Source organism: Fimbriimonas ginsengisoli Gsoil 348, from assembly GCF_000724625.1.
GTDB classification, from domain to species: Bacteria; Armatimonadota; Fimbriimonadia; order Fimbriimonadales; family Fimbriimonadaceae; genus Fimbriimonas; species Fimbriimonas ginsengisoli.
Window position 1 is genome coordinate 3,082,372 of the sequence record NZ_CP007139.1, and the last position, 25,951, is coordinate 3,108,322.

At 60.2% G+C, this 25,951-nt stretch carries 30 protein-coding genes; 11 read left to right on the plus strand and 19 right to left on the minus strand.

Features of this window, described 5'->3' with window-relative positions; genetic code table 11:
• Nucleotides 1-25: 25 nt before the first annotated feature.
• A complete protein-coding gene (locus OP10G_RS13885) occupies nt 26-598 on the plus strand; it encodes a GNAT family N-acetyltransferase (RefSeq protein WP_084179280.1) in 573 nt (190 codons plus the stop codon).
• A gap of 9 nt (nt 599-607) precedes the next feature.
• Here OP10G_RS13885 and OP10G_RS13890 read toward each other — a convergent pair whose 3' ends face one another.
• Entirely contained in the window at nt 608-2,386 is a 1,779-nt protein-coding gene (locus tag OP10G_RS13890) for a hypothetical protein (RefSeq protein ID WP_025225275.1), read from the minus strand.
• Nucleotides 2,387-2,470: 84 nt separating this feature from the next.
• Nucleotides 2,471-2,596: a hypothetical protein gene (locus tag OP10G_RS27655; RefSeq protein ID WP_265101624.1), complete on the minus strand. Its 126-nt coding sequence runs from the start codon at nt 2,594-2,596 to the stop codon at nt 2,471-2,473.
• Between the two features lie 39 nt (nt 2,597-2,635).
• On the opposite strand from OP10G_RS27655, the gene denD reads away from it, so the two are divergent.
• Nucleotides 2,636-3,592 (plus strand): D-erythronate dehydrogenase, encoded by a 957-nt coding sequence (gene denD / locus OP10G_RS13895; protein WP_038473113.1) that lies wholly within the window; start codon nt 2,636-2,638, stop codon nt 3,590-3,592.
• Between the two features lie 25 nt (nt 3,593-3,617).
• On the opposite strand, the gene OP10G_RS13900 is transcribed toward denD, so the two are convergent.
• Both OP10G_RS13900 and OP10G_RS24705 read right to left on the minus strand, forming a co-directional pair.
• On the minus strand, nt 3,618-4,361 hold the full coding sequence (locus OP10G_RS13900) for an SDR family oxidoreductase (protein ID WP_025225274.1): 744 nt from the start codon (nt 4,359-4,361) through the stop codon (nt 3,618-3,620).
• Between the two features lie 85 nt (nt 4,362-4,446).
• On the minus strand, nt 4,447-6,879 hold the full coding sequence (locus OP10G_RS24705; RefSeq protein ID WP_025225273.1) for an alpha-L-arabinofuranosidase C-terminal domain-containing protein: 2,433 nt from the start codon (nt 6,877-6,879) through the stop codon (nt 4,447-4,449).
• 921 nt (nt 6,880-7,800) lie between these two features.
• Here OP10G_RS24705 and OP10G_RS13910 point away from each other — a divergent pair.
• The gene (locus OP10G_RS13910; protein WP_025225272.1) at nt 7,801-8,664 is read left to right on the plus strand and encodes a hypothetical protein; all 864 of its coding nucleotides are present in this window, start codon (nt 7,801-7,803) and stop codon (nt 8,662-8,664) included.
• A gap of 167 nt (nt 8,665-8,831) precedes the next feature.
• Here OP10G_RS13910 and OP10G_RS24710 read toward each other — a convergent pair whose 3' ends face one another.
• Nucleotides 8,832-9,383 (minus strand): copper amine oxidase N-terminal domain-containing protein, encoded by a 552-nt coding sequence (locus OP10G_RS24710; RefSeq protein ID WP_025225271.1) that lies wholly within the window; start codon nt 9,381-9,383, stop codon nt 8,832-8,834.
• A 138-nt stretch (nt 9,384-9,521) separates the two neighbouring features.
• On the opposite strand from OP10G_RS24710, the gene OP10G_RS13920 reads away from it, so the two are divergent.
• Both OP10G_RS13920 and OP10G_RS13925 read left to right on the plus strand, forming a co-directional pair.
• A complete protein-coding gene (locus OP10G_RS13920; RefSeq protein ID WP_025225270.1) occupies nt 9,522-9,737 on the plus strand; it encodes a hypothetical protein in 216 nt (71 codons plus the stop codon).
• A gap of 18 nt (nt 9,738-9,755) precedes the next feature.
• Nucleotides 9,756-10,484, plus strand: coding sequence for a DUF2071 domain-containing protein (locus tag OP10G_RS13925; RefSeq protein ID WP_025225269.1), 729 nt, complete (start codon nt 9,756-9,758; stop codon nt 10,482-10,484).
• 71 nt (nt 10,485-10,555) lie between these two features.
• Here the strand turns inward: OP10G_RS13925 and OP10G_RS13930 are convergent, their stop codons facing one another.
• The 4 genes from OP10G_RS13930 to OP10G_RS13945 all read right to left on the minus strand — a co-directional run bounded on the left by OP10G_RS13930 (nt 10,556) and on the right by OP10G_RS13945 (nt 13,333).
• Complete coding sequence (locus tag OP10G_RS13930; protein WP_025225268.1) at nt 10,556-11,731, minus strand: zinc-dependent alcohol dehydrogenase; 1,176 nt, start codon at nt 11,729-11,731, stop codon at nt 10,556-10,558.
• Entirely contained in the window at nt 11,728-12,435 is a 708-nt protein-coding gene (locus tag OP10G_RS13935; protein WP_144241162.1) for an SRPBCC family protein, read from the minus strand. The genes OP10G_RS13930 and OP10G_RS13935 overlap by 4 nt, the downstream gene beginning before the upstream one ends.
• A gap of 88 nt (nt 12,436-12,523) precedes the next feature.
• On the minus strand, nt 12,524-12,826 hold the full coding sequence (locus OP10G_RS13940) for a hypothetical protein (protein WP_052547763.1): 303 nt from the start codon (nt 12,824-12,826) through the stop codon (nt 12,524-12,526).
• Between the two features lie 12 nt (nt 12,827-12,838).
• Nucleotides 12,839-13,333: a hypothetical protein gene (locus tag OP10G_RS13945; RefSeq protein WP_038473117.1), complete on the minus strand. Its 495-nt coding sequence runs from the start codon at nt 13,331-13,333 to the stop codon at nt 12,839-12,841.
• 173 nt (nt 13,334-13,506) lie between these two features.
• On the opposite strand from OP10G_RS13945, the gene OP10G_RS13950 reads away from it, so the two are divergent.
• Nucleotides 13,507-14,121 (plus strand): family 4 glycosyl hydrolase, encoded by a 615-nt coding sequence (locus OP10G_RS13950; protein WP_025225266.1) that lies wholly within the window; start codon nt 13,507-13,509, stop codon nt 14,119-14,121.
• 10 nt (nt 14,122-14,131) lie between these two features.
• On the opposite strand, the gene OP10G_RS13955 is transcribed toward OP10G_RS13950, so the two are convergent.
• Nucleotides 14,132-15,235, minus strand: a complete 1,104-nt coding sequence (locus OP10G_RS13955) for an Mrp/NBP35 family ATP-binding protein (protein ID WP_025225265.1) — start codon at nt 15,233-15,235, stop codon at nt 14,132-14,134.
• Between the two features lie 520 nt (nt 15,236-15,755).
• On the opposite strand from OP10G_RS13955, the gene OP10G_RS13965 reads away from it, so the two are divergent.
• On the plus strand, nt 15,756-16,487 hold the full coding sequence (locus OP10G_RS13965; protein WP_025225263.1) for a hypothetical protein: 732 nt from the start codon (nt 15,756-15,758) through the stop codon (nt 16,485-16,487).
• A 250-nt stretch (nt 16,488-16,737) separates the two neighbouring features.
• Here OP10G_RS13965 and OP10G_RS13970 read toward each other — a convergent pair whose 3' ends face one another.
• Nucleotides 16,738-17,298, minus strand: coding sequence for an RNA polymerase sigma factor (locus OP10G_RS13970; protein WP_084179289.1), 561 nt, complete (start codon nt 17,296-17,298; stop codon nt 16,738-16,740).
• Between the two features lie 180 nt (nt 17,299-17,478).
• Here OP10G_RS13970 and OP10G_RS13975 point away from each other — a divergent pair, with 180 nt between their 5' ends.
• Nucleotides 17,479-18,396: a hypothetical protein gene (locus OP10G_RS13975; protein ID WP_025225261.1), complete on the plus strand. Its 918-nt coding sequence runs from the start codon at nt 17,479-17,481 to the stop codon at nt 18,394-18,396.
• 46 nt (nt 18,397-18,442) lie between these two features.
• Here the strand turns inward: OP10G_RS13975 and OP10G_RS13980 are convergent, their stop codons facing one another.
• The 3 genes from OP10G_RS13980 to OP10G_RS13990 form a co-directional block, all read right to left on the minus strand.
• Nucleotides 18,443-19,285, minus strand: a complete 843-nt coding sequence (locus OP10G_RS13980) for a hypothetical protein (protein WP_025225260.1) — start codon at nt 19,283-19,285, stop codon at nt 18,443-18,445.
• A gap of 156 nt (nt 19,286-19,441) precedes the next feature.
• Nucleotides 19,442-20,032: a sigma-70 family RNA polymerase sigma factor gene (locus OP10G_RS13985; protein WP_025225259.1), complete on the minus strand. Its 591-nt coding sequence runs from the start codon at nt 20,030-20,032 to the stop codon at nt 19,442-19,444.
• Nucleotides 20,033-20,045: 13 nt separating this feature from the next.
• Nucleotides 20,046-20,525 (minus strand): DUF4446 family protein, encoded by a 480-nt coding sequence (locus OP10G_RS13990; protein ID WP_158409238.1) that lies wholly within the window; start codon nt 20,523-20,525, stop codon nt 20,046-20,048.
• Between the two features lie 157 nt (nt 20,526-20,682).
• Here OP10G_RS13990 and OP10G_RS13995 point away from each other — a divergent pair, with 157 nt between their 5' ends.
• Both OP10G_RS13995 and OP10G_RS24715 read left to right on the plus strand, forming a co-directional pair.
• Nucleotides 20,683-21,075, plus strand: a complete 393-nt coding sequence (locus OP10G_RS13995; RefSeq protein WP_025225257.1) for a S26 family signal peptidase — start codon at nt 20,683-20,685, stop codon at nt 21,073-21,075.
• Nucleotides 21,072-21,554: an NUDIX domain-containing protein gene (locus tag OP10G_RS24715; protein ID WP_025225256.1), complete on the plus strand. Its 483-nt coding sequence runs from the start codon at nt 21,072-21,074 to the stop codon at nt 21,552-21,554. The genes OP10G_RS13995 and OP10G_RS24715 overlap by 4 nt, the downstream gene beginning before the upstream one ends.
• 126 nt (nt 21,555-21,680) lie before the next feature.
• Here the strand turns inward: OP10G_RS24715 and OP10G_RS14005 are convergent, their stop codons facing one another.
• The 5 genes from OP10G_RS14005 to OP10G_RS14025 all read right to left on the minus strand — a co-directional run bounded on the left by OP10G_RS14005 (nt 21,681) and on the right by OP10G_RS14025 (nt 24,703).
• A complete protein-coding gene (locus tag OP10G_RS14005; protein ID WP_158409239.1) occupies nt 21,681-22,625 on the minus strand; it encodes a M28 family peptidase in 945 nt (314 codons plus the stop codon).
• Nucleotides 22,607-23,194: a 5'-nucleotidase gene (locus tag OP10G_RS14010; protein ID WP_025225254.1), complete on the minus strand. Its 588-nt coding sequence runs from the start codon at nt 23,192-23,194 to the stop codon at nt 22,607-22,609. Before OP10G_RS14010 ends, OP10G_RS14005 begins: the two co-directional genes overlap by 19 nt.
• A 135-nt stretch (nt 23,195-23,329) precedes the next feature.
• Nucleotides 23,330-23,755 (minus strand): 50S ribosomal protein L11, encoded by a 426-nt coding sequence (rplK, locus tag OP10G_RS14015; RefSeq protein WP_025225253.1) that lies wholly within the window; start codon nt 23,753-23,755, stop codon nt 23,330-23,332.
• A 160-nt stretch (nt 23,756-23,915) separates the two neighbouring features.
• On the minus strand, nt 23,916-24,293 hold the full coding sequence (locus tag OP10G_RS14020; RefSeq protein ID WP_025225252.1) for a hypothetical protein: 378 nt from the start codon (nt 24,291-24,293) through the stop codon (nt 23,916-23,918).
• Between the two features lie 104 nt (nt 24,294-24,397).
• Nucleotides 24,398-24,703 carry a hypothetical protein gene (locus OP10G_RS14025; RefSeq protein WP_025225251.1) on the minus strand — a complete coding sequence of 102 codons (306 nt, stop codon included), beginning with the start codon at nt 24,701-24,703 and terminating at the stop codon, nt 24,398-24,400.
• Nucleotides 24,704-24,794: 91 nt separating this feature from the next.
• Here OP10G_RS14025 and OP10G_RS14030 point away from each other — a divergent pair, with 91 nt between their 5' ends.
• Complete coding sequence (locus OP10G_RS14030) at nt 24,795-25,946, plus strand: 2-oxo acid dehydrogenase subunit E2 (protein WP_025225250.1); 1,152 nt, start codon at nt 24,795-24,797, stop codon at nt 25,944-25,946.
• Nucleotides 25,947-25,951 lie beyond the last annotated feature (5 nt).

Genomic DNA, 25,951 nt, shown 5'->3' on the forward strand with positions numbered 1-25,951 from the left:
CCAAACATCATGTGAAGTGAGCCCGATGCAGAATGATCGATATGGCGGTCGGAGGTCTCTAATGCGGCTGAAAACGAAGCGTCTGCTACTGAGACCCTTCGAAACGGTCGATGTGGAGGACAGCCTCGAATACAGAAACGATTCGGAGTTTGCCCGTTACCTAGCGCACGTTCCGCAGCCCTTCACAAGATCCGACGCCGAGGAGTTCGTGCGCGTCAACATGGCCGAACCCTTCGACCGAAGCGCAACCTTCGCCGTTGTGCTGGATGGCAAGGTCATCGGAAGCATCAACCTCGAAATCGATGAGGCCACCCGAACCGCGATGCTGGGCTACGGCATCAGTCGCAGCTACTGGAATCTCGGGCTGACCACCGAAGCCGCCGAGGCGGTCTTGGAGTGGGGCTTTGGAACTCTGAACTTGACCCTGATCTGGGCATCCACAAGCCTCGGCAACCTTCGCTCGCAACGAGTGCTGCAGAAGCTCGGCATGACTCCCCAGCCTTGGACGAAAGAGCCCAAGTTCGCGGTCACCAACGAAGAGTGGCTGACCCTTCACCTTCGAGTCTCCGCTCAACCTAAGTTAAGAGGCGAAGCCTGACCGGAATTGTTACCGAACCACGGCCACATGCGCCGCGCCCGAAGGCGTCCGTGGAATCGTGAAGTTATTGGTGTGCGTCCGCACGTCGATCATCGTAAAGACATTCCCGCCGTCCAGCACGAGGTAGTTGTCGTTGTGTGCCCAATGGGCGCCGAGACCCACGGGGTACGGCTCGTAACTTGTACTGGTGGCGAGATTGATGACTCTGGCGTCGCCGTTGCGGTTGAAGTACAGCACGCTGCTTCCGGAGGGGCTAATCGAAGCGGTGCGAAGCACCTCATCGTCCCGGTCGTAGCTGTAGATCGTTTGAGATCCGCCCGCCTTATACAACACCTGAGCCATGTCGACAAAGGCCAGCACCTCTCCGTTCGGCCCGACGTCGCAAGCCTTGTACGGCCCCATGGCGCCAATGGCGCGCGTCTCGTCCTTTAGAACGTCGACTCCCGCAACCCCCGGGGTGAACGCGATCAACTGATCCCGAACCTGGGTGTTGGCGTTATTTACGAATCGGATGGCGACCGCGACCCGGGTCGATGTGCCCGAACGCGAGCATCGAACCGTCTGCAGGCCGCCGAGATACCAACCGGAGTCGGCGTTGATCGGTAACAGATCGATCACGTTGCCCGAGGAAGCGTCGATGCTGACAACCGATCCACTCGTCGGCTGACTGCCCGATCCCAACTTGTGACCGATGTAGGCGTGGTCGTCCATTCGGAAGCCGCCATCCAAAACAACCCCCTGAGCCTCGACCGGACCGATCTGCAGGGTGTAGAGCAGGGTCGACTGTAAGTGGCCGGCATCCTGCGTGTAAACCTCCCAGGTGGTGCTGGTTTGCCGGACCCAGTCCACCTTAACCGGATGGCTGAAATAGGCGAGCGACCAAGCATAACCGAGGTGGCCCATCTCGTTAATCGAGGTCGTCGCCGTTTGCGCCACCGGATCCAGCGTCGGAACGAAAGGCTGCGTTCCCTGGTTGACGACCTTTTGGAAGGTCCTCAAGAGCCCCCAATTATCGGCCGGAACGAAGCCGGCCGGAATCTGGATTGTAGCAATCGCCCCCCGGCCAGGAAGCACGACCGAGTAACGGTTATGGCTTATCGCATAGCTTCCGTGAGGTACCGCGACCCAATCTGCCGGCGGTGCGGGTGTAATCTCGCTCGGCTTCACGGGAGCGGCGAGGCCGCTGTCGGGAAGATTGAGGGTGAAGCCGCGGTACCAAAACGTGCCTGGCGCGCTGCAATCCCAGTCGCCGTTTGGATACGAAAAGACGGCGAAGTCGGACACCGTACCGACCGACGGCACGGTGGCGGTTTTCGCCGCGCGGTCGATGAACGTCGCAACCGGAGACCACCTGTTGCCCACGTATTGGAAAATGCGCCCGTTGTCCGGTAGCGCGGTGGTCGGAAATCCGAACGTTAGTTGAACGCCCTTGGAAAATGTGGTCGGCGTAAGGGACCAGCCCGAGTTCGGAACGTAATCCTCTCCCGATTGAGGACCCGGCGCGATCGCGACCGGTGAGACAAAAACCGTTTTCGTTCCGCTCGCAACCGCGTTCGGCGGCGCCGTCAGCTTTACGGCTCCCGAAGCGGCGGTAAAGGTTCCTCCCGCCGGTCCGATCGTGAAACGATTACCCGCCGTAGTCGTACCGCCCGCGGTCGAGGTGGCGGTAGTGCCACCACCGGTTGCGCTGCCGCTCGTCGACCCGCCTCCACCTCCCGAGCCCCCGCCGCAAGCGATCAGCGATCCTAGAAGAACTACCGCTACCGATAAAGTAAGAATAGACCTCATCGCTTCAAATCCCCGCCAAACACTCGCAAGAATATCGGCACGTTTTATTGTCCGCCAAGGTCTTGGAAAAAAGGCGGTCGACCACTAGGAAGCTGGCAACCAGTCACCGATTTGCCCGCGCGTCTCCGGCGCCAACGCCACCGCTTCCGGCAGTGGCCGAAAGGCGGCAAGCCAGCGTTGTGCCTGGGCCAACTCCTCGAGGCGGGTCATGAGTTCATGTTAGTCGGAAACTGGTAAGACGAGACACTTATGAAAGTTCTCATCACCGGAGCGGCCGGAATGATCGGAAGGAAGCTGACCGAGCGAATCGCGGCCGATGGGAACGTAGGCGGCGCGGCGATAGAAGTTCTACTTCTCCACGACGTCGTGCCCCCGTCCCCCGTGCCCGGAAGCCGAGTCGACACCTCCGATCTTGGACAGCCGGGAGCGACCGACCGCCTCTTGGCGGAGCGGCCCGATCTGATTTTTCATCTGGCCGCCGTCGTCTCGGGCGAAGCGGAGGCCGACTTCGAGAAAGGTTATCGAGTCAACCTCGACGCGACCCGCGCCCTCTTCGAGTCGATCCGGCTGATGGGAGAGGGTTACTGCCCTCGGGTCGTATTCGCCTCGTCCATCGCCGTTTTCGGCAAGCCATTCCCCGACACGATCGACGACGAGTTCCTCTTGGCGCCTCTAACCAGTTACGGAACTCAGAAGGCGATCGGTGAATTACTCCTCTCCGACTATTCCCGTCGAGGGTTCTTCGACGGCATCGGGATTCGGCTTCCGACGATCTGCGTACGGCCCGGCAAGCCGAACAAAGCCGCTTCCGGCTTCTTTTCCAACATCATCCGCGAGCCGCTGAACGGGGAAGAGGCGGTACTGCCGGTTCCCGAGGATGTCCGCCACTGGTTTGCCTCCCCTCGCTCGGCCGTCAATTTTCTGCTGCATGCCGCCTCGCTCGACGGAAACGCTTTAGGCAGCCGCCGAAACCTCTCCATGCCTGGGCTGTCCGCGACCGTCGGCGAGCAGATCGACGCCCTCCGCCGGATCGCCGGCGACTCGGTCGTGGCGCGAATCCGTCGAGAGCCGGACGAGACGATCACGCGCATCGTTGGCGGCTGGCCGCAGAATTTCGTCGCCAGGCGGGCGACCGAGCTCGGATTCCGATCCGAGTCCTCCTTCGACGAGATCATTCGCGTCCATATCGAAGACGAGCTAACGTAGCATCGGCTCCCAGCCGATGAACCCCTTAGCCACGCCCGATGTAAGGCATCTTCGTGGCCATGACCGTCATGAATTGAACGTTCGCATCGAGCGGCAGGCTCGCCATGTAGACGACCGCCTTGGCGATATGAGCCACGTCGATCACCGGCTCCGTCGCTAGCTCTCCGTTCGGCTGGAGCATCCCCAGCTTCGTCCGCTCCGTCATTTCGCTTTCCGCGTTGCCGATGTCGATCTGCCCGCAGGCGATGTCGAACGCTCGCCCTTCGAGCGAGAGTGCCTTCGTGAGCCCGGTAATCGCGTGCTTCGTCGCCGTATAAGGAACGGAGTAAAGCCGCGGAACGTGAGCCGAGATCGACCCGTTGTTGATGATCCGGCCCCCCATCGGAGACTGAGTCTTCATCAAGCGGAAAGCCTCGCGGGCGCAAAGAAACGACCCGGTGAGGTTCGTATCCACGACCGCCTGCCATTGCGAAAGCGATAGCTCGTCGATGGGCACCGCCGGCGAGCTCGTACCGGCATTGTTAAACAACAGGTCCAACCGCCCGAAACGCTCAAAAACCCTCTCAAACCCCCGGGCAACCTGCCGCTCGTCCGCCACGTCGGCCACCACTACCGTCACCCGCTCCCCAATGACCTCCGCCACCGGAGCAAGCCGATCTTCCCGCCGCCCCATCAAAGCCACCGCGAACCCCGCCTCCCCCAACGCGATCGCGGAAGCCCTGCCGATCCCACTCCCCGCCCCCGTAACCACGGCGATTCTCCGATCCATCCCCCATCGTGGCACGGGCGGCTCGCCCGTGGGTCCCATGGGCGGCCCGCCCATGTCCCGGAGTACGTTCGGTACTCCGGATCCCCTACCTCGCCCGCAGCCGGATCACCGTTACCGAATGGGCCGGGAACGTGTGGCCGAACGATCGCCCCACGTCGGTGAGAGTAATCGCTTGTGGCGCCACTTTGACCGGATTCTGAACCGAGTTCACGTCGTCCAGGTCGCCTGAAAGCATCCAACCGGATGCCTTCGACGCAATCCGGGAAACCCCGGTCAGGTCCACTTGGGTCGCCATCGGCTCCGCCGAGAAGTTGACCACTTTCAGAATGATCTCGCCCGTTCGGCTCATTCGGCTCGCCGCTACATAAAGCGGCTTGGCCGGAGGCCGGTTCGTCTCGTTCACCTCGGTGATAAGCTTCCCGTCGAGGTACCCGCGGATTCGGCCGCCTTGCAGCTCGATCCGGATGTCGTACCACCGGCCGGTCTCGACGGTGGTCGGCGTCGCTTCGCCGACTTCGTCGACTCCGCCATCCTCGTGGCGCTGAATCGCCGATCGGGTGTTATTCCATCCACCGATGTTCCAGTGCCAGTAGTTGCGTCCGTCGAGAACATGGAACGCGACCATGAACCCTTCCGCTCCGCCCAGCTTCCTGGCTTTGACGTGGATCGTGTAGTCGGTCCAATTCTTGTCCCCCGCGTACGCCTGAACGTCCGGAGCGTTGCTGGTCTGGCGCAGCGCGCCGTCGACCACGCTCCAGCGCCCGCCTCGCGTTCCCCAGCCATCCATCCCCTGGCTGAAATCCTTTTGGTACAGCGTCGTTCCGTCGTGGGTGACTTCGACGTCTTTGTATTCGGATTGCGTCCGGTAGGTCCCCACGCCGATCGCCCCGTGTGGAGCTGGAGTCGAGGTTGCCGCTTTGGATGCCAGCGCGATTTCGGCCGGCAGCACCACGTCGCCGGTGTTCTGCCCGAACATCGTCTGCACGTAATACGCGGGCGAACCGTAGCTGGTGAGCGCGTCGTAGCCGATAAGGTTCGTCGGCCACTGGGCGCCGCCCGGATTCACGTTCACCAGGAGCGGGGCATAGCATTCCATCACCACCAAGTCGGAGTTTCGCTCCAGACCAGTCAGCCAGGCCGCGTCCCCAAGGGCCGCCTCAAAGGTAGGCGTCGGCCTGCCCATGACCGTCGCCCATTCGCCCACGAAGATCTTAGGCCCCTTCCGGTCGTATCCGTCGTAGTGCCCCGAGTCGCGAGCCATCTCCACCGCTGACCGGTAATAGTGGTCGTCCAAGAGGTCCATCTTTCGCGAACGGACCGCAGCCGTCGCGATTAGCTGCAGTCGCGGGTACTTCGCCTTGATGGCGTCATAGAACTGCGCGAACCTCCCGTCGTAGCTACCCGACCGGTCGAACCCGTCTTCGTTGCCGATCTCGACATACTTCAGCGGAAACGGCTTCGGATGCCCGTCTTGCGCGCGTCGAGCCCCCCATTTGGTGTGAACGTCGCCCGTCACGTACTCGATTTCGTCCAACGCGTCTTGGACGAACGGAGCCAACTTGGGACCCGGATCGATGTGCTGACCCTCCAGCGCATACCCGGCGAACACCGCCAATACCGGCTGCGAGTGCAGGTCCTCGGCCCACTGCAAGAATTCCAACAGTCCAAGCCCGTCCGACGACCGGTACCCCCAAGGCCCCTGGTGCCCCCGGCGCATCGCCGGATCGCCCAACGTCGCCTTCCAATCGAATCTCTCCGCGATAGTGTTCCCCTCGAGATAATTCCCGCCGGGGAACCGGAGGAATGTAGGCCGCATCGCCGAAAGCTTGTCCATCAGGTCGATCCGATTGCCGTTCCGGTGGTTCTTGTAGGTTGGAGGGAAAAGCGAAACGTTGCGCAGCCAGATCGTTCCCGGATTGGCGGCGGTGATAAAGAATCGGTTGTCGAGCGACGCGGGTGCCCGCCCGACCCGCAGGTCGGTTTCGTACCGACGCCAGTCGGCGCCCGACACCGCGATTTGCCGGCTCGCCTGATCCGCCCCGCCTTTCGTCGGCTCGATGCCGACCTCCACCGCTCGCATACCGGGCGAAACCTTCGCAATGAACGAAACATGGTAGGTGGTGTTCGGTTTAACTGGAACCCCCCAGTAACCGCCGTTCGCCACTCCCACCCGCTGCCCCTTATCCACTCGCTCGATATCGACGCGGAGGCTCGGGTCGAGTCCTGGTTCGAGGGAAATCTTTCCGGCCCCTCCCCCATCGGAGATCAGAGACCAGTGCCGGGGCGCCCTCGAGTCGTCGCGAAAAGCTCGGTTCTGAAGAAGCTCGCCGTAGAGGCCGCCATCGTAAGAGTGGTTGATCTCCTCCGTCATTAGCCCGTAGAACGTCGGGCTGATCCTGGGTCCTGGCCGATCGGCCCGCACCGTGATCCGGTTTTCCGCTCCCTGGCCGCTTGCCACCGCACCCACGAGAAGGATCAAAGCAGGGGTGAGAAGGCCACGGCCAAATAAAGAAGGCATATCTATAGTTACCTCAGAATCCGCCACCGTGGCATGGGCTTCCATCCCATGTGTATCACGACCATCCTGGTCGTATGACCGGGCCAAGGGCAGGATGCCCTTGGGACCCACTGGCAAGATGCCAGTGGCACGAGCATCGGCTTCCCGCTGATGGGCCCTACGACCGTCCTGGTCGCGTAAGAATCGAATGTCTCGAGATTTCCCCACGACTTATCCCCATTTGCCTGTGGAAAAAAACTTGAAATAACCCTTGGCATCGGATTCAAAAAGGCGTATCTTAAACATGCGAACCGCGGTGGAGAATGGTCCACCGGAAGACGGAGAAATCCAGAAGAAATCGAGGCACCGCCTCGAACGGAGAGCACGCAACGAGCGGCGGGGAACTCCCGCCGGTGGCTCCGCAAGGAGTCAAGCCGGGCAGTACTTGGACGTCCGGTGCGATGCGTCAGCCGACCGCGACTGTATCGGGGCCTCTTGGACCAGTGCCCAGATTCTAGTAGCGCCGAAGAGCCAAGCTCCTCTTCGGAAGCAACGGGAGGTTTTTGGTTTTCTGCTCCCTTGGCCGGGACGTGACGACTGAGACGGCCGAGTGTAGGAACGAACGGGTGTACATCCGCAGTTTCGCCCAGAAAACCATGGCTTAGGTGAGAGAGGTCGCCGTAAGGTGGCGCTCGATCCGAAAGCCAGCTCCGAGCGGGGCCATTCCTTCGGGAGGCCGTTCCGCCAGGAGTAAAAAAGCGTGAGCGCGCCGACAGGCTTGCCTGTCGGCGCGCTCCGTGTTTGTTAGCCCGTGGCGTCGGCGCCTCGCCGATGTCCGCATCCCGAGCCGCTGCAAGAACGCTAGGCCCCTTCCCGCGTCTACCTTTCTTGGTGATTAAAAGAGAATTGAACGCAAGTAAAAATACTAGGGTCAAAGCGTGTATGGTGCTGCCCGCGCTGATTATCGGCCTTGCGATCAGCGCTGCCGGCTGCCAAAACAAGCCGACCGCCGCACCTCCGGCCGCGCCGACCTTGGTGGAAGCCGACCTGCCCACCGGCACAAAGATTCAAGGCATGCTGGCAAAGCAGCTCGAGTCGGGCGTCGACGACGAAGGGAGTGTGGTCCCGATGATCGTCGCCGCCGATGTGAAAGATTCAGCCGGCCATGTTCTGATTCCCAAGGGAACCCCGATGCAGGGGCACGTGACCTGGTCCCGGCGAGAAGGAACCCTCGGCAGCCTGGTGAATCGCCCGGCTCGACTTAAGTTCGCCTTCGACACCACCGTTGCCGCCGATGGCCAACCTGTCGATATCTGCGCCGACCCAAACAAGGTGGACGAGCCCTTCGAGCTGAATCGAGGAAATACCGGCATCGCGGGAGCGGCCGTCGAGCTGGATTCGGTCCCCCTCGATTCTCGAGACGAGACCACGTTGACCGCAATGACCCAACTGTTCGAGAACGGCGACGCCCGCGATCTCGAATCCGCCGAGGGCCGCGCCCGCCTTCAAGCGCTCGCGGAAAAGCTGCGCCTTCCCGGCCTCCAAAACCTGGCCCAGCAGAACGACGTCGGCAAAGTCCGCGGTTTGCTCGACCAGCTTCGCAAAGGGAACTCCCTCGCCCGCCTCGCCCCCGCCGCGATGGACGGCCCGATGACAATGGCCGCGGTAATGGAAATGTCCCAACTCGCCCAAAAAGTCAACGACCGCCTCAACAAGGCTTCCCACGGAAGAAACATCAAGGCCTACATCGGCACCCCCGTCGTCGCCTACGTGAAGGCTCCGCTGAAGGTAAAAGTTCAGTCCTAGGACGTCTCATTTCCGGGATTCACCCTCCCGGCCACCTTCACGAATCCCTTTGCGACTTAGCGCCTTTGCGTGACCCTCCGTACCCAACCCGATAGGTGGTCGCTTGAACTCACTAGGAGCCTAAGCGAGGAAGGTCACGAAAAGAAAGCGACTGGGGGATCGGCAGATCAAGCGCCAGACTTGATCACGACCGCCATCTCGTTCGGATGCCAGTCGACCGTAGCGCCCAGACTCTCTCCAAGGAAACGGAGCGGAACCAGTGCGCGACCGTAGATGACCACCGGCGGCATATCGAGGTTTACGGTTTGCCCTCCGACCGTTGCGGTCGAACCATTCAGCGGGAGCTTCACCGTTCGCTCGCCCCGAGTGGCGATCACGGTGTTCGTGTCCCGGTCCCATACGACGTTAGCGCCCATCTTCTCAAAGACGCCGCGGAGCGGAACCAGCACCCGGCTTCCGCGCATCACCGGCCCCTGGTCGACGAATTTCACCGGGTCCCCATCTACGGTGACGGCAATGTTGGCCGCCCGGACCGTGCCCCCGCTCCGGCGACGGCTGCCACGCTCGGTCCTCGTAGTATCGACATGCTTTCGCGTGACCTCGACCCCTTTGAGGCTAACTCCGACCTTGGTCTCGGTCGATTTGCTGGTCGTCGTTTGAGCCGACGCTAATGTAAGACCGAGAACGACGACGCTGCCCAGAGAAAGAATGGTTTTCATAAATATTTTCGCTTTTGTAGGGCCAAATTGCCCTCTAATCCAATGACCTCCCGGCAAAGTGCCCGGTTCCGTCAACCTTTTTTGGCTGGAGGGGGGTCTAAGAAATGGATCGCGTTGAATACGCGATCCGATTCGACCATGAACTTCTTCTTTTGCTACCTTTCTCGACTCGCGATCGTGGCCTTGTTTGTCACTGGCCTGCTCGTATGTATAGGTCTGCCTACACTATGCGCCGCGCTCTTCGGACTGGCGATCGTCGATTTCGGCGCCATTCACTATTTGGGGCGAACCACCCCCAAAAATAAAGCATGCCGTCCCCTGCGCTCGACCAACGTGCCGATCTACCTCAACTAGAATACGGTTGAGGAACCCATGCGCCTATCCACGATCTCGGGGCTCATCAAGCGACGGCTTTTGATCAACTACCGTGCCGACCCAACGGTAGTTCAGCGGCTTCTGCCGGAAGGTTTTCGTCCTCAGACCCAAAGAGGATTTGCGATCGTCGGCATGTGCCTAATTCGATTGGAGCATATGCGTCCGCACGGTCTTCCCGGGTTCCTCGGTGTCTCAAGCGAAAATGCCGCCCACCGCATCGCGGTCGAATCCGAACACGGTTTGGGTGTGTACATAGTTCGGCGTGACACCGATTCTCGGTTGAACCAACTCGCCGGTGGCCGGATCTTCTCGAGCGAGCACCACATGGCCCGCATCGAGGTTACAGATGGGGAAGGACGGATCGAATACTCGCTGCGGTCCGAGGACGGCGCATTCTCCGTAAGAGTCGAGGCCTCCGAAGCGGACGCATTACCCCCGGAATCTTGCTTTGCCTCTCTGGCCGAGTCATCCGCCTTCTTCGAAGCGGGAGATCGAGGTTACACCCCTAGCCCAGACGGTAGCCGCTTGGATGGGCTTCAGTTACGAACCCACGGCTGGAGGGCTCGCCCTCTGAAGGTTGCGAGCCTCCACTCCAGCTATTGCGAGGACCCGGGAAACTTTCCCAAGGGTTCGATCGAGTACGACCATGCCCTGGTCATGCGCGACATCGAGCACGAGTGGTCCACCGTCCATGCCCCCGAGGCCGCCTCAACAGTCTCACAATAGCTGGCCCCTGTGATACGGGTGGCTCGCCTGAGCCACCCCCCTTCTAAACCGAGGGTGCCCAAGTAAACGAATTAGCCAGGCTTCATCACGACCTTTATGCACTCGCTCTTCTGATTTCGAAACGTCTTATACATCTCCGGCGCCTCGTCCAGCCTCGCATGATGGGTGATGACGAACGAGGGATCGATCTCGCCGTTCTGAATCCGCTGCATCAAGGGCTCTAAATATCTGTGAACGTGCGTCTGTCCCATCTTGAACGTGAGACCCTTGTTGAACGCGGCCCCGAAGTTAATGGAGTCAATGATCCCGCCGTAGACCCCCGGGATAGAGATCGTGCCCCCCTTTCGGCACGCCGTCATCGCCTGCCGAAGCACGTTGGGACGGTCGCTTTGCAACCGGGCCAATTGCTTTACATAGTCGAGAATCGCCCCCGGACCATGGCCGAACGCCTCGGTCCCCACGCAGTCGATGCAAGAGTCGGCCCCGCGTCCGCCGGTTCGGTCGAGGATCTCCTCCACCGAGTAGTGAGACTCGAAGTTGACCGTCTCCACGTTCGGGCTCGCCCGCTCCGCCATCTGAAGCCGAGCCGGCTCCCGATCGATGGCGATCACCTTCGCCGCGCCCAGCATGAGTGCGCTTCGGATCGCGAATTGCCCCACCGGTCCGCAGCCCCAGATCGCCACGGTATCCCCCTCTTCGATCGCCGCATTCTCCGCCGCCATGTAGCCGGTGGGGAAGATATCGGTGAGGAAGACCACCTTCTCGTCCGGTACCCCATCGGGAATCTTTAGGGGTCCTACGTCGGCGTACGGCACTCGCACGTACTCCGCTTGCCCCCCGTCATACCCGCCCATCATGTGTGAGTAGCCAAATAGGCCAGAAGGAGAGTCCCCGTAAACCTTCGCCGTCATCGCCGAATTCGGATTGGAATTGTCGCAAAGTGAAAACTGCTTTCGCTGGCAGAAGAAGCAGTTCCCGCACGCAATAGCGAAGGGAACCACCACGCGGTCCCCCTTTTGGAGGTTCTTCACCCCCGCGCCGACTTCGACCACCTCGCCCATGAACTCGTGGCCGAGAATGTCTCCGGGCATCATCGTGGGGATAATCCCGTCGTAAAGATGGAGGTCCGAGCCGCAAATGGCGGTGGTGGTCACCTTGATGATCGCATCGCGGGGGTTGATTAGGCGCGGATCGGGGACCGTCTCCACCCGGACGTCGTACTTCCCGTTCCAACAAACCGCTTTCACCTTGCCGCCTCCTCGTTTGGCACCGGCTCCAGATCCGAGCCGGGCAATCCAGGCCCAAGGGGCCGCATTCCGATCCACCTTTTTGCCTTTCGAACTCGGTCGCTCGGCTGCCCTTCGATCGAAGGAACCTCGCCCGCCTCCAGCAGCGACCGAAGTCGCCGCAAGTCGTCGGCAATTTGGCCATGCGGCTCTTCGCCAAACATCCTGGCTACCGCCGCGCCAAAGACCCCCGCCGGAGGCCGGTACGTCAGTTGCACCCGAATGATAGAGCCCCTTCCGCCCGGTGCGTCTTCAAATTGCACTTCGCCGGTGTTCTCGATGGTGGACCCCGGCAACGATCTCCAGGCGATCAACTCGTTGGGTCGGTCGACAGTCACTTCCGCATCCCACGAGACGTCCTTTCCCGCCGGTCCTCGCGCCTTCCAGTGAGATAGTCGCTCGGATTCGACGGCCACCGCTTCGAGGTGTCGCATGAACTGAGGAAGATTTTCGAAGTTACGCCAGAACGCGTAGATCTCCTCTCGCGGTTTGGAGATGACGATCGATTCCCGCACGAAGATTCCTCGCTGCCAGGGATGTCGATCCGACTCCTCCGGAACGGCGCCCAGTGCCTCCGCGATCCCAAGGTGTCCCTTCGCCGCTCGCAGGATAAGTGCGCCGCCAACTAAGCTCGTGACGACGCGCACGGCGCTGTTTCTCCTCATGCCAAGCGCCAAGAGCACACCGCCCGCAACCAAGCAAACGGCTCGCTCAGCCTGGTTGCCGCGGCAACTTTGCGATGCGCACTCCACGTCAGAACCTCCCTTGGTCCGCGGGATCGCCTAGCGGGTCCTCCGACGCCGGCCGGACGTTCTGGCCCGAAAGATAACCATACGAACGCTGGTTTGAGTTGCCGGGAGAGGCGAAATCGGCGGGATCCCCAAGCGGATCCTCGGAAGCGGGCCGGATTCCCCTCTGCTCTAATTGCTGTTGGTGCTGCCCGAACAACCCCTCGATCTGCCCAATGAGCCCCGAAGGGTCGAATCCGGGCCGGTGCGGCGTCGTCGGATCGTTGAAAATGGCATTCTTAACCTGGTTGAGAAGTGCTTGAAGCATGCTCGGATCTCCTTATTCGATCCCGAGACCCGTGAGGTCCCTTCCTGTGGATTGATTGTTGTAGCCCTGGTAGTCGCGATACTGTTGCGCTTCGTCGTACGGCACCTGGATCCCCTGCGGTGGCGGGGTAACCCAGTGGGCCTGCCCGCTCTGGTCGCGGTAATAAACTCGTCCGTTCTTGGAAAGGAAGTAGGTCGGTTGCCCATTAAGCTGCCCCGCCTCCTGCCGCTGCTTGTTCTTTCGATACATGTAATAGAGAGCCGCCGCGCCCGCTAAAATTGCGACCTTGGTCTTCGTGGACATTCCCCGGTTTTGTTGCGGGGCTTGGCCGTATCCATAGCCGCTGTTGCTCATCGTTTGCGGCCGGCTATCGTCGACCGGGGGAAGATTCGCCCCGCTGTTACTTCCTCCGCTGCCGCACCCGGCGACCATCGGAGCGACGAGGACGCTTGCGGCGACGATGGCGAGAGCTCGAGATGCGAGCCAAGGCTTACGATCGATCATCATTTTCGTGACTCCCTTCACTGAAACGGACAATTGGCTCTAGCCTGATAAAATTGCTAGGCTAACACGCGTGACCCTTCCCGGCAATACGTTGTTCCTGGGCACGGTCCTTTCGAACCGCCGCCAGCCGGTTTGCGAGCGCGACTTTGAAGTTCTAAGCGGCGTAAACTTTGCTTATGAGCGACGTTAGGCTTACGATCCTGGGAGCGGGGAGCCTTCGCTGCGCACCGGCCATTGTGGGCACGCTTGCCGGCTATTTCGGCGAGCGCCCGTTACAGATCAGGATGTACGACGCCGACGAAGAGCGGCTCGACCTCTTCGATCGCCTTGCTAGGATGTGCTTCATTGCTACCTACGTCCCCCACGAGCTGCTCTCCACCACCGATCCCGGAGAGGCGTTGCACGAGACCGACGGAATCGTCGTCGCCGTCGGCGCCAATTGCGCCCGTCGCTACCTTCGAGCAACCCGACAAGCCGGGATCGCGGACGTGGGCGATCTCGGAATGGTGGAACAGGCGGTGACCGATATTCTTGGCCCTGTGCCGCCGGCGATCCCTGTCCTGAGCCTGCTGGATCCGGAGGTTCAGCTTCCGCGGGCTACGTACCAGCGGTTGGATTGGCCCGGACCGCTCGAAGCAAATGATCGGCAAACCCTCCCATTCCAGATCCTGCGATGGCTCAAAAAGGAGGAACCGGTCACTGACCTAATCTCGGTGTACGACCAAAGCCCCCTAAAAGCCTGGCTCGACGACCCAAGATCCGCCGAAGTGATTCTGGGCACGCCTGCGTAGCTGCCAACCGTTAACCAGGCACGAATTTCGGCCGCTCCGCAGCGTCGCCGAGCTTCGTCAGGTCCCGCCGGGTCATCGCCAGAATGGAGGCTTGCTGGGCAAGTTTGCCGGCGATATCCTTGAAAGCCTGAGCCTGCGGCCGCTCCGGGTTGGCGATGATCGCCGGCACCCCGCGGTCTCCCGCATCGCTCACGCCCGGATCCAACGGTACGGAACCGAGATACGGCACCTTTAGCTGAGTCGAAAGCTCTTCACCCGAGGTGCCGGCAAAGATATTCGAGACCTCGCCGCAATGGGGACAAACGAAGCCGGCCATGTTCTCCACGACCCCCATGATTGGCGCGTTGAGCCGCCGGAATAACTGCACCGACTTGCCCGCGATATTAGCCGCCACATGGTGAGGCGTCGTCACGATGACCACCCCCGTCAACGGCGCGAGTTGGGCCAACGACATCGGCGCGTCACCGGTTCCGGGGGGCAGGTCCACAAGCAGATAGTCGAGATCGCCCCACGCCACGTCGGCCAACAACTGCCTCACCGTTCCCGCGACCATTGGACCGCGCCAAAGAACGGCTTGCCCTTCCTCCAGGAGGAACCCCAGCGACATCATGTGAATGCCGTATCGTTGGATCGGAATGATCTTGTTTCCCTGAGTGAAAGGCTTCTCGTTCACCGCCCCCATCATGAGCGGAATCGACGGCCCATAGACGTCCGCGTCCATAAGCCCAACCTTGGCGCCCGTTTGGGCGAGGGCAATGGCTAAGTTGACGGTGACCGTGCTCTTGCCCACGCCCCCTTTGCCCGAGGCGATCGCGATGCAATGCTTCACCCCAGGGATGAGATCGTCCTGCGGCGTTTGCCGTTGCCGAACCTGGGCCGTCATCGTGACCCGGACACTGGTTACCTCTGGTACCGCCCGAACATGCTCCTCCGCCTGCGCCTGTAGCTCCTCGCGAACCGGGCAAGCGGGGGTCGTGAGCTCGATGGTAAAGGAGACATTCCCGCCCTCGATAACTAGGTCCTTTACGAACCCGAGCGTGGCGATGTCGCGGTGGAGATCCGGATCGACCACGTTGCGCAGTGCTTCGAGGACCTGAGATTCGGTAACGGGCATCTACCCTTCAGGGTACCCGGAGGCTTAGTCTCGCCCGCCCCGAGCCTCAGTGAAGACATAACTCGTCCTACCGTCCCGATTTGCAATTAAAGCAGTTTATTGTGACAAAAGATGTAGATGCCAAAGTTGCCGCTTTCCGATGCGGATTGGTAATCCTTAGTAGTATGTTCGGGAGCTAAATATGCCCGACAATCAAAAATTAGTATACAATATGACTGTTGGCGAGCGCAGAATATAATCGCCGGAGAAGCCGTGCTGTTGAACCAAAGTCCAAATGACAAAACTCCCGATGAGGTTCGGAATCAGATTTACCGCTTTTTGATGATGATGCTTTGGATCGTCACTCCCGTCCTCCTTGTGTGCAATCTTGTTTACTTTTTCGTCGCAATATTTGCCTTTGTGCGTGGTGGTTCCGACCAGCTTCTTTATTCGGTAGCCGGGTCGGGCTCGTCGCTCCTCTCTTTCGGGGGGCTCACGATGTTCGTGGGCCGGGTACTTGGCTACATTAGGAGTGTGTGAGATGAACGGCCTCAATCCCGAATCCATCCAGAGTATTCGTCTTCGGGTCGGATGGAGCGCCGCCGCACTGGTTATTGGGAGCGTGGCGCTTGTGGCGGCACTGGGCGGCTTCGGAAGCCGGATCTCGGCTCTTCGGTCGGAAGCCGCTGCTCTTTACCTGGATGTCGACAAGCTTCAGGCCACCAAAATTGGCTTAGAGAAAGATATCGTTGCACGGAAGGCACAGTATCAGGAGACGGTTTCTGCCTTAAAGCCGCTCGCCGTGGCGGGCGTGGCGAAGATTCATGAAGAGGCGACGGCAGACGTTACGAAGAACAACGTCCCTCATGCCGAACTAAGCCACAAAGTCGTGGACGCCACGGAGAACTTCATTGCCAAGAACAAGGCCGGAGCGGTGCCCCGTGTGTATATTCAGGCCTTCCGCGACGATCCGGACGCAGTCGAGAGTGCTAACAAACTCATGGCAAAGCTCAACGGCGGGGCTTCCCCGACGGGGATCGCGATTCTTGCTCCAGGAGTGGAGAGGGTGGATCGCCTCCACACCCCGAAAGGCATCAGCGAAATCCGATACAAGCCTGGTGATAATCAGCAGGAAGTGCTAGATCTCCTGCAAGCGGCTCTGCAGGAGCTTGGATACCAATCGAAAGCGAAGAAGCTTTCCCCTGCCGATGCCCGGCGAGCCCGGCCGGATCACTATGAGGTCTGGCTGGGACTTCAAAAGTCACCTCCGTAGCCCTGGTGGTTGAGCAAATTCTAGTGGACGAGCACCGCCTTAAGGATTCGTTTCCTGCGGGACGTCCCTCGAGGCGGGAGCCCGTGGGCTCATTGCCAAGCCGGTGCTTAACATTCATTGCTACTTGGAAGGGCCGCGACGGATCCTTAAAGTTCGCCGGCTATTATGGTCCCGAACGTTTTGGACGTAACGCCGGGCCGAACTTGGGTGCTCCAAGGGGGAATCGGCGCGACGTTGCGCCGGCCCTCGATTAGTTCAGAACGAGCTGGAGATCCTTCTTGAGCATCGCCCGGGCTCGGAACAGCCAGCTCTTGATCGTGCCTTCCGGCTTGTGCAACTCGTCCGCGATCTCGTTGACGTCCATGTGCCGGAAGTGGCGCATGACGATGATTCGGCGGTACTTGTCCGGAAGTCGCTCGATCGCGGCCATGACCTGACCCTCGCGGATCGAACCCGATGCGGTGGCGTCCACGCTCTCGCCGTCGTCGGCAAGCATGTACTCGTGTTGATCGAGCGATTCGCCGTCTCGCTTTCGCGATCGAACGGCGTCGACGCAGCAGTTGGTGCAGATCCGGCAGAGCCACGGCTTCAAGGGGCGGTCCGGATCGAAATCGTGGATGGCGCGGAACGCTTTGACCAGCGTGTCCTGCACGGCGTCATTCGCGTCGTCGGGATTGCGGAGCATGCGCAAGGCGAGGCTCATCAGCACCGGACGATACATGTCGGAGAGCAGCTCGAAAGCCACTTCGTCTCTTTCCGCGGCGCGGAGGATAAGGTGAGACTCCCAACTAATAACACGAGCGTTTATCATTTTCTAAGTGCCTCCTAATCGAAGGACAAGATAATCATAGCACAGCTTTAAGAATTTTAAAGTCTTTTTTAGTTTTCTTTGAGTCCTCTTATTCGACCCCGTATTTCTTCTGGGTCCTCTGGCAATCCTCCGAACCGAAGGAGCCCGAAAGAGGACTAAGCATCAGGAGAGTCATCGCTCATGAATGCCCGCACCCGGGATCCATTGATTTTCATTGCCCACGAGAGCCGCCCCGGTCGCCGATTCTTTGCCAAATTCATGCTCGCCGTTCCGGCGTTGATGACCCTGGCGGTTTCGGTGCAGTCGAAAGGCACGCCGGAGATCTTGCCGACCGCACTAGAGAATGAGTACGACGCCCGGGTGCGTGACTACATCCCGGTGCTCCAAACCTCTTCCTGGTCTCTCACCGACCAAGACCCGATCCCTGTCGATCAAGCCCGCACCACCGCCACCGTCTGGGCCCGAGGGATCGAAAAGGGGACTTTAAAGCCAATTCCCCTCACCAGATATCAAGATTCCATCTTCGATGGAGCGGCCGGACAGATAGTTCGAACCGGCTTTTCCATCGCCACTACTCTTATCGATGCTGCCGCCAAACGTGCGGAAAGCGGAAAAGCCGATCGAGCCGTCGACGACGTTCTCTTAGGAATGAAGGTCTGCCGGGGTCTTCAATATTCAGATCCTCTGACGAACTCCCTCGCCAGCGCCCGGTATCGAAAAGCCCTATGGGTGATCCGTATGGCCGCGAAAGAGCTGAGCCCGCAGGAACGGGCCAAGGCGAAGGCGGGGCTCGTGGGCTTTCGCGGTGACCGAGCCGCAACCACCGGGATGCTGCTGAACATGTACGGCCTGTACATCAAAGACAATCCGCTCGATAGAGGCGGGCTCCTGACGCTGACCGACGTGGCCAGGCTCCAATCAACTTGGCAGCTTCCGTCCAAAGCAGCGGTGATCGAAATCGTAACGGGGGACTCCTCGAAAATGAGAAGGCCGAAAACCGAGGTCCCTTTCGACCCGTTTCTCATGCTCGCTTTTCGTTCGGTTCAGAACGACCGCACTACAGATGCCGAGCTAGAGCAAACCTTGGCGACCCTTTAACAAAAAAACGGCGCTGTCCGAAATGGACAGCGGCCGTTTTTTGTTACTAGCGATCCATCAGCGAGAGAACTCCGTTCCCCCGCTGATCTACGACAAACTCCTGATCCTTCAGCACCGCGCTTGCCGCTTCCCGGGGATCTGCCCCGTCCAGTTTCCAACTCAGCCGCTTCTGGTCGTCTCGAGTGCTCAGGATCACCGGCATGTGGTACCGGTCGGCGATCGCCACCGCGAAGTCCCGAATCGTTCCCATCCCCGAAGCCGCCGAGCTGGCGCCCGAGCCGGGAAGTGCCAGCAAGGTCGAATCCTTCTCTCCCTGGAGCTGGATTTGGAACAGGGCAGTTCCCGCAAGGCGGTTTTCAAACGGGTGGGCCGGCGAGTCGCCGGTGGCGGTGAACCGCTGAAGCTCTCTTCCGGTAACGCCGGAAGAGACGATCACCGTCTTCTCCGACCGCGGCCGGAAGCTCATCGAGACCGTCGACCCCGCGCCGGAAAAAGTCGGCTGGGCGTCACCGGTGGTGCTCCCCACGATTCCCGCATTGGCGACCGGTCCACGCGACTGCATCGAGATCACCGCGCCCGTGATCGCTACCGCCGCAAGACCCGAGAATGCGAGACCTCGAATCCAAAGCGACCAGACCGGAACTCGGATCGTCTTTCGCGCGCGCTCCTCATCTAGACGGGTCGCGATACGGTCGCTGAGGAAGATGGGAATCTCGATCTCTTCGCGTGGAAGAGCCTCGAGCTCCTGCATCGTCTCCACAAACGCCGCGTAATCTGCCTGAAGGTTGGCATCGTTGCGCAGTCGCTGCTCGAGGGTTTGGCGCAGACCCGGTTCCAGGGTCTCCTCGTAATGTGCGGAGAAAAATTCGCGTGCCTTATCCTGGTTCATTGATTTTCTGGTGCCCGGCGTGACCCGGAAGTAAAACAAGCTATGAAAGATCGAGTGGCGATACGCGTCGCAGTCTCGAGCCTCTCCCTTGCTCTTCTCGTCGACGTCCGGCTCCAGCGGTCTTCCAACCGTAAGAACCCTACGTACTTCGACTCTCTAGCGGCGGAAAAGTTCCTCGTGACGCACTAAAATATCGCGAAGGCTGATTCTTGCTCGATTAAGCCTACTCTTGACCGTTCCTATCGGTAGGTCCAACGCCGCGGAGATATCCTCGTAGCTCATCTCCTCCGAGTGGTACATCACGATCATCGCCCGCTGGTAGTCGGGCAGCATCGAGATCGCCTCCTGAACCCGCTCGTCTCGCTCTGAAAGCTCCATCTCTTGATGCGGATTCGGCGACGGGTCCTCGATCTGCCGTTCGATCTCGCCATCCTCGGTGATGATCGTCGACTCCAAGGAGGTGGTCCGTCCCTTATCTTTCTTGCGCGCGTCTAGGTAGCAGTTGGTGACGATCCGATAGATCCACGTACTGAAGGCGCTTTGTCCCTTGAAATTTCCAATCGCGTTGTAGACCCGGACGAAAGCATCCGCAACCACATCTGCCGCCTCGTCCGCGCTGCGAGTCAGTCGGAACGCGTACTGGTATGCCTTCGCCTCGTGTTTGCGGACGAGGACGTTGAACGCCGCCCGATCGCCCTGCTGGGCTCGGTTGACGAGTATCTGGTCCTCTTGGTCTCGTTCCGCCATGGTTCACAGCCGACTACTCGGGCGACAGGATCGGTTTCGGCCCGGCGGCCTTCGCCTCTCGAATCGCGCGTTGCTCTTCTTGAGAGAGGTCTCTTTCCGACCTTCCGTTCACGAGTGGCTTACAATACACCCTACAGTCCGTACGCCCAATGATGCTCGTCAGCACCGCGCCGTTGCCCGCATCGTCGTAAACCGCCATCGTAAAGCTCTGATTTCCACCGACGTCGTCGAAAGCGTCGTATCGCACCAGCCCCAGATGTCGTTTGCTGACCGCAAGCGCGTTCTCCAAGCGCGTCGACCGCCCTTCGAGCTCCGCCAGCTTCTGTTCCATGCGAACGCGCTCGCGGAGGTGGCCGAGAAGCAGAGACTCGAGGCTCTCTCCATTTTCACTTTTCAGGAGTTCGCGCCACCTTGCGTGGTGCCGCGACTGCCGAATCGCTATTCGAACGAGCGCAAACACCAGCACCAGGACAATGCCAAATAAAACTAGCATGGCCTCGGGGCTATGTTGGGTTAAGCTTTTCAGAAGAACATCCATGGGAACAACGGCCATCGAAGACCAAGAAACGAGTATATCGGGAGCAATGGCGCCCGTATCGGCATCTCCCCGCATAGGACAGAAGCGAGCAATAACCGGCTTTGGAGTGGCGATGCTATTCCTGCTGGCCTTCGCAATATTTTGCTATCTGAATTTTAAGACGGTGGAAGTGTCGGGACGCTCGATGTTTCCCACTTTCAAGAGTGGACAGCACGTTCTCGTAAGCAGGGCTTACTGGCTCGTGGGGCCGATCAAAGATAACGACGTGGTCGTCCTTACCGACACCGGTCCGACCGGCTATATCATCAAGCGGGTCATGTGGTCCGCAGGCGAGACGGTCAACTGGAAATGGGCGCCCGAAAATTACGACATCAGAAAGGGTCCTTTTGTCGTTCCACCGGGTTGCGTCTACGTCCTCGGCGATAACCGTCCGGAATCGGAGGATAGCCGGAAGTTCGGGCCACGAAAGGTCGAGGAGATCCTAGGTAAGGTCCTCGTCCGGTGAAACGGTTTCCGACCGGTCAATACGGTCGGCAGCGGTTGCAGTTTTTTCCGGCTCCATTCCGCGCCCCGCTCCGCGCCTTCGCGGGTCTGGTCTTTCCCTGGGACGGAAACCGGGTTCTAATCGCCGACATCGAAGGCCGAGGTTGGTGCATCCCCTCCGGACGGGTAGAGCCGGACGAAACTTCGCTGGAAGCCGTTAAGCGCGAAGCCTTGGAAGAGGCGGGCGCCCATCTCGCCGACATCCAGTACATCGGCTGCTACCACATCAGCGAACGCCGCGAGGTCCGCTGGGCCGACTGCTTCGTGGCCCACGTCACCGAGCTCGTCGAAATTGGCCGCCAAGACGAATCGAAAGGCCGAAAGCTGGCCACCTTAGAAGAGCTCCCCGCCATCTACCACCTCTGGAACCCCCTAACCCGAATGGTCTTCGAGCACTCCTACGAAATCCTCCAACGCCAAGAACGCTACGGCTGCCGATAACCCAACCTCCGGAGCCCCCTCTCCCTCCTTCGGCTGCATGTGCCGAACGAGGGAGAGGGGTTGGGGGTGAGGGAGTCCGGAAAGTGATGTTTGGCGGACCGCCGTAATAAACCCGGGCGAAGACGACTACTTCGGCACGTACGCCGGATTCTGCTCCAGCCACGTCTGCAGAAGCTTTCCAACTTTCCCCAGCGATTGCGGGCTGCACTTATCCGGCGTATCGCTCAGGAGGTGCCACGAAGGATAGGTGAAGTCGATGAGGTCCACCGTTTTCAACCCCGCCTGGTTGATCGGGATATGGTCGTCTTCGATCACCGGCCCCTCCACCATCGGGAACGTTCCACCCAGGCCCACGCGGGCAGCGTGCGCATACAGCGCGTAAACCAGATCTTTGGCGAACCCAATACTGTTCGGCTCCATCGGAACGCTGAGGTCCTTGTCGCCGATCATATCGAGCAAAATCCCGTAAGCCGGCCTAGGCGAGGGAAGTTGCTTCGCATAGGCGCGAGCGCCGAGAAACATCTCGTCTAAGCCTGGGCCGAGGTCTTCGCCGTCCGTAAAGACATACTGAATCCCTACATCCGGCCGCGTCTCCTTCAAGACTCGAGCGAGTTCCAGCAGCACCGCCACCCCGCTCGCCCCGTCGTTCGCGCCGGGAATCGGTTGCCTCTGCTTAAATTCGTCCTCTTCCTGGCTCGCCATCGGCCGTGTGTCCCAGTGAGCGAACAGCACGACGCGGGTTTTAGCGTCCTTCCAGTTCTGCTCCCCGATAACGTTCCACATCTTGATCGACTTGTGGTTCTGCGACCAGGTATGCGAAAGCTCCTGAAAATGGACGTTTTCGCAACTCAGCTTAAGCTGGTCCGCGATCCAATCGCGGCATCGTATGTGATTGATCGACCCTGGTACGCGGGGACCAAAGGCGACCTGCTTAAGCAAATCCGACCAGGCCCGACTTGACTGGAACGTCTTGGGCGCTGAGGGCGCGGTTTGGCTGGGCGTCTGTTGCCCCCAACCGGATCCGCAAATAATCGCCGTAAAGGCGAGCGCCGCTAGAGCTGTCCGACCCATCGCAAAGCCTCCTCGCTTACTTTCTTCCCTTTCAGCACGTCTTCGAGGGTTGTATTGGGGAATTTCTTCTTGGTTTCGGCTTTGTCCCATATCCGAGAGTAGCCCACGTTCCGCGCGAGAAGCGAAGGCATGGCCACCGTGTAGCTCTTCGTCTTGTCGAGCGGCACGCCGCCGACCTTGACTCCAACGACTCGCCCGCTTGGCGCAGCCTTCTTCTTGAAGGTCACCTCGAAGCCGGAGATCTGGAGAAAGAACTTGTTCTGCTCCGGATAAAACTGCACGGAACGCTCGAACGCCTGCAGAATCTGATCGCCGGTCAGCTTCAAGACGACGATCTCGTCGGTTGGGAACTGCAGCATCGTCGCCATGTCGTCCTTATTGAACGTCTCTTTCAGCGATCCGCCCGCAAGGAAAGCCCCGTCGGCGCCCGCGAAGCTGCGGAGCGCATCGGCCGCCGCCTGGGCCGCCGGGTTGGGACCGACGTCAGGCTTATCCTTTTCCTCCGCCCAAACGGGAACGGCGGAGAGAAGAATGGCTCCGATGACAAGCGGGCGTAAAAGCGATTTCATATAAGTGCCGCGGCATTTATTTTGACTCCGGACGTCGCTCGCCGTTACCGCCGTTTTGCACTTATGCCATACATGATCCTAAAAACCGCAACGGCCCGGTACGCAAGCGCACCGGGCCGTTTTGATCGCGGTTAATTAGCCTTCGACGCGAACGCCCATCGATCGGGCCGCGCCCGCTACGATCCGCATCGCCATCTCTTCGTCTTCCGTGTTCAGGTCGGCCATCTTCAGCTTGGCCACCTCGCGGAGCTGGTCGCTGGTCAAGACACCCGCCTTGTCCATTTTGGCGTTCGCGGCTCCCTTACCGATGCCGGCCGCTCGCTTGATGAGTTCCGTCGTCAGCGGCTGCTTGATTTTGAAAGCGTAGGAGCGGTCCTCGAAGACGGTGATCTCCACCGGCATGACGAATCCCATCTGGGGAGCCGTCTGCTCGTTGAATTTCTTGAGGAACTCCATCATGTTGATACCGGCTTGACCGAGCGCGGGACCAACGGGAGGCGCCGGCGTGCCCTTGCCGGCTGGAATGTTCAGCTTAATGTTGTGCGTGATCTTCTTCGCCATGGGTTTGAAATCCTGGGGAGGTTATCCTTCGTTAAGGGTTAACGCCCGGAGAGGGAAGCTTCTCGGGCACGAACGCCTAGGTTACCCCAAGGACAGCAGGCCACTTCCGGATTAATGCGGCGGTGGGAGACTGCTCAAAGGTGGATTCTCGGCGGTTTATCTAGATTTCTCCTGAATAGGTATTGAGCACACTGCCGACAAATCTTGCGAGTTCGACCTCGTCCAGCCAGTTCAGCTCGGAGAATCTGTCGTTCGCCGGAGCTGATACCGAGCCGTCGGGCGTCGCCCACGGATACTCCACATTCTTTGCCTGGCCAGCGAGGGCGGGCGCAAACCTCTCTACTGTATCGGCAATTCTCACAAGCCGGCGGATCGCTGCATCCCATTCCGATGACTTTTGATATCCCAGTCGCCGACGAAGCATTCGATCCGCGTGCAAGACCTTGAAGAACCGCTTTACCGTTGCGTGAGAGGGTGCCGGGGCGATCGACGGATTGTTGCGTGCTTGCCCGGCCTTGGCAGTCTTCTCGACTATCATCTGCATATAGTGGAGTTGATGACAACGAGGGAGGTTGGCGTTGTTCAGAACTTTATATGCCTCGAGATCGCTGTTGGCCTGCGTGACGAACGCGCCGAACTAATTCAAGCCGCGTGCGCCTCATGGATCGGAATCACCTCGGCGGACTCGCGGTTCCACCCGCTGGGGTAGACAACTCGGTCTACGTCTTCCGGACGAATCAGTCCAACTTCTTTTGGGGAATCGGCGGGGTCATCCGGGTCGGCAGGGAACCGAAATGTCTCGACGACTGCGCCCGAAGCGGGGGCGGTGTTAGACACGACGACTAGCCGGACGGAGTTGTCCGCCGGAAACCAAAGCACCTCTTCCATCCCCTCGTCGACCCTCTTGAAGTCTTCGATTACCCGGTCGACCTGTTCGCGCGTTGCCATAACCGCAGTTTACGTGGATTGAAGGTTGGTCATCCGATCGGGTTGCGTGCCAAACTCAGACCACCCGCAAAGGAGCGTAATAGAAAGAGCGATGCCCGTCATTTCCGTCCGTATTCCGCAGATCGGCGAAGGCCTTCAAGAGGCCCGCCTCGTGGCCGTGCTCAAGCAGCCCGGCGATTACGTCAAGCGCGATGAGCCGATCTACCAGATGGAGACCGATAAAGCGGTCATGGACGTCGAGTCGCCCTACGAAGGAACCCTCGTCGAATGGCTCGGCCAACCCGACGAGATCCTCGCCATCGGCGCCGAAGTCGCCCGCATGGAAGTCGCCGGCGCCGTCGAAGAAGCCCCCCCGCACGGCCACGCTCCCGCCCCCGTAGAGGCTGCGGCCGCTTCCGCCCGCGGCGCCGCCATTCCGCCAAGAACCCGCGCCTACGCCAAAGAGAAGGGAGTCTCCGACGATCAGCTCGCATCGATACCTTCCGCAAGCGGCAAGCTGATGCCGGCCGATATCGACGCCTTCCTCTCCGGCCCCGGCCCAGTAGCCCCGGTTTCCACCGACCGCTACGACGAGCAGCCCGTCGCGCAAAAGCAACGGCTACTCGCCTCGCGCCTCGTTCGTGGCGCTCAGCTCGTGGTCCCCGGAACGATGACCTTGGTCGCCAACTGGGAAGCGATCGAGCACGCCCGGGCTCGCTACAAGTCTGGTGGCGGCGACTTCCAGCCGAGCAGCTTCACGATGTTCGCCTACGCCGTTGCCTTGGCGCTCAAGGATTACCCGGCCTTCCGCTCGACTCTCATCGGCGAGGATCGGCTCCGCACCTACCGCCATGTTTCGCTCGGAATCGCCGTCTCCCTCCCCGGGGACGAACTGGTTCTGGCGGTTGTCGAAGACGCCGACACCTTGACCTGGCGGGAATTTGCCCAACGCACCCGCGAGCGAATCGATCTCGCCCGAACCGGCAAGGACCAAGCGAACGAAGCGATGACGATTTCGCTGACGAATATGCAGTCGTTCGGCCTGCGCGATGCCGTCCCCGTCGTCGTCCCCCCTGCCGTCGCCACCCTCTTCCTCGGCGAGACCTATCAGGATCTCGATCCCGCTACCGAGACTCCGAAGCTTCGCCGGGTGGTGAACCTCGCCCTGACCTTCGATCACCGTATCCTCAACGGCGTCGGTGCGGCCGAATTCATGAAGGCGGTCCGGCAAAACGTCGAGACCATTGGATCGCTAATCGACTAACTGCC

Coding starts and splice junctions, on each gene's coding strand:
- OP10G_RS13940 (WP_052547763.1), bottom strand. CDS start 12,826: ATGCTTCAAGCACTTCTCAACCAGGTTAAGAATGCCATTTTCAACGAT.
- OP10G_RS13980 (WP_025225260.1), bottom strand. CDS start 19,285: ATGAACCAGGATAAGGCACGCGAATTTTTCTCCGCACATTACGAGGAG.
- OP10G_RS27655 (WP_265101624.1), bottom strand. CDS start 2,596: ATGACCCGCCTCGAGGAGTTGGCCCAGGCACAACGCTGGCTTGCCGCC.
- OP10G_RS24705 (WP_025225273.1), bottom strand. CDS start 6,879: ATGCCTTCTTTATTTGGCCGTGGCCTTCTCACCCCTGCTTTGATCCTT.
- OP10G_RS13985 (WP_025225259.1), bottom strand. CDS start 20,032: ATGGCGGAACGAGACCAAGAGGACCAGATACTCGTCAACCGAGCCCAG.
- OP10G_RS24710 (WP_025225271.1), bottom strand. CDS start 9,383: ATGAAAACCATTCTTTCTCTGGGCAGCGTCGTCGTTCTCGGTCTTACA.
- OP10G_RS13910 (WP_025225272.1), top strand. CDS start 7,801: ATGGTGCTGCCCGCGCTGATTATCGGCCTTGCGATCAGCGCTGCCGGC.
- OP10G_RS13975 (WP_025225261.1), top strand. CDS start 17,479: ATGAATGCCCGCACCCGGGATCCATTGATTTTCATTGCCCACGAGAGC.
- OP10G_RS13885 (WP_084179280.1), top strand. CDS start 26: ATGCAGAATGATCGATATGGCGGTCGGAGGTCTCTAATGCGGCTGAAA.
- rplK (WP_025225253.1), bottom strand. CDS start 23,755: ATGGCGAAGAAGATCACGCACAACATTAAGCTGAACATTCCAGCCGGC.
- OP10G_RS14005 (WP_158409239.1), bottom strand. CDS start 22,625: ATGGGTCGGACAGCTCTAGCGGCGCTCGCCTTTACGGCGATTATTTGC.
- OP10G_RS13950 (WP_025225266.1), top strand. CDS start 13,507: ATGAGCGACGTTAGGCTTACGATCCTGGGAGCGGGGAGCCTTCGCTGC.
- denD (WP_038473113.1), top strand. CDS start 2,636: ATGAAAGTTCTCATCACCGGAGCGGCCGGAATGATCGGAAGGAAGCTG.
- OP10G_RS14010 (WP_025225254.1), bottom strand. CDS start 23,194: ATGAAATCGCTTTTACGCCCGCTTGTCATCGGAGCCATTCTTCTCTCC.
- OP10G_RS14025 (WP_025225251.1), bottom strand. CDS start 24,703: ATGGCAACGCGCGAACAGGTCGACCGGGTAATCGAAGACTTCAAGAGG.
- OP10G_RS13945 (WP_038473117.1), bottom strand. CDS start 13,333: ATGATGATCGATCGTAAGCCTTGGCTCGCATCTCGAGCTCTCGCCATC.
- OP10G_RS14030 (WP_025225250.1), top strand. CDS start 24,795: ATGCCCGTCATTTCCGTCCGTATTCCGCAGATCGGCGAAGGCCTTCAA.
- OP10G_RS13955 (WP_025225265.1), bottom strand. CDS start 15,235: ATGCCCGTTACCGAATCTCAGGTCCTCGAAGCACTGCGCAACGTGGTC.
- OP10G_RS13890 (WP_025225275.1), bottom strand. CDS start 2,386: ATGAGGTCTATTCTTACTTTATCGGTAGCGGTAGTTCTTCTAGGATCG.
- OP10G_RS13935 (WP_144241162.1), bottom strand. CDS start 12,435: ATGAGGAGAAACAGCGCCGTGCGCGTCGTCACGAGCTTAGTTGGCGGC.
- OP10G_RS13900 (WP_025225274.1), bottom strand. CDS start 4,361: ATGGATCGGAGAATCGCCGTGGTTACGGGGGCGGGGAGTGGGATCGGC.
- OP10G_RS14020 (WP_025225252.1), bottom strand. CDS start 24,293: ATGATAGTCGAGAAGACTGCCAAGGCCGGGCAAGCACGCAACAATCCG.
- OP10G_RS13970 (WP_084179289.1), bottom strand. CDS start 17,298: ATGATAAACGCTCGTGTTATTAGTTGGGAGTCTCACCTTATCCTCCGC.
- OP10G_RS13920 (WP_025225270.1), top strand. CDS start 9,522: ATGAACTTCTTCTTTTGCTACCTTTCTCGACTCGCGATCGTGGCCTTG.
- OP10G_RS13995 (WP_025225257.1), top strand. CDS start 20,683: ATGCTATTCCTGCTGGCCTTCGCAATATTTTGCTATCTGAATTTTAAG.
- OP10G_RS13990 (WP_158409238.1), bottom strand. CDS start 20,525: ATGCTAGTTTTATTTGGCATTGTCCTGGTGCTGGTGTTTGCGCTCGTT.
- OP10G_RS13965 (WP_025225263.1), top strand. CDS start 15,756: ATGAACGGCCTCAATCCCGAATCCATCCAGAGTATTCGTCTTCGGGTC.
- OP10G_RS13925 (WP_025225269.1), top strand. CDS start 9,756: ATGCGCCTATCCACGATCTCGGGGCTCATCAAGCGACGGCTTTTGATC.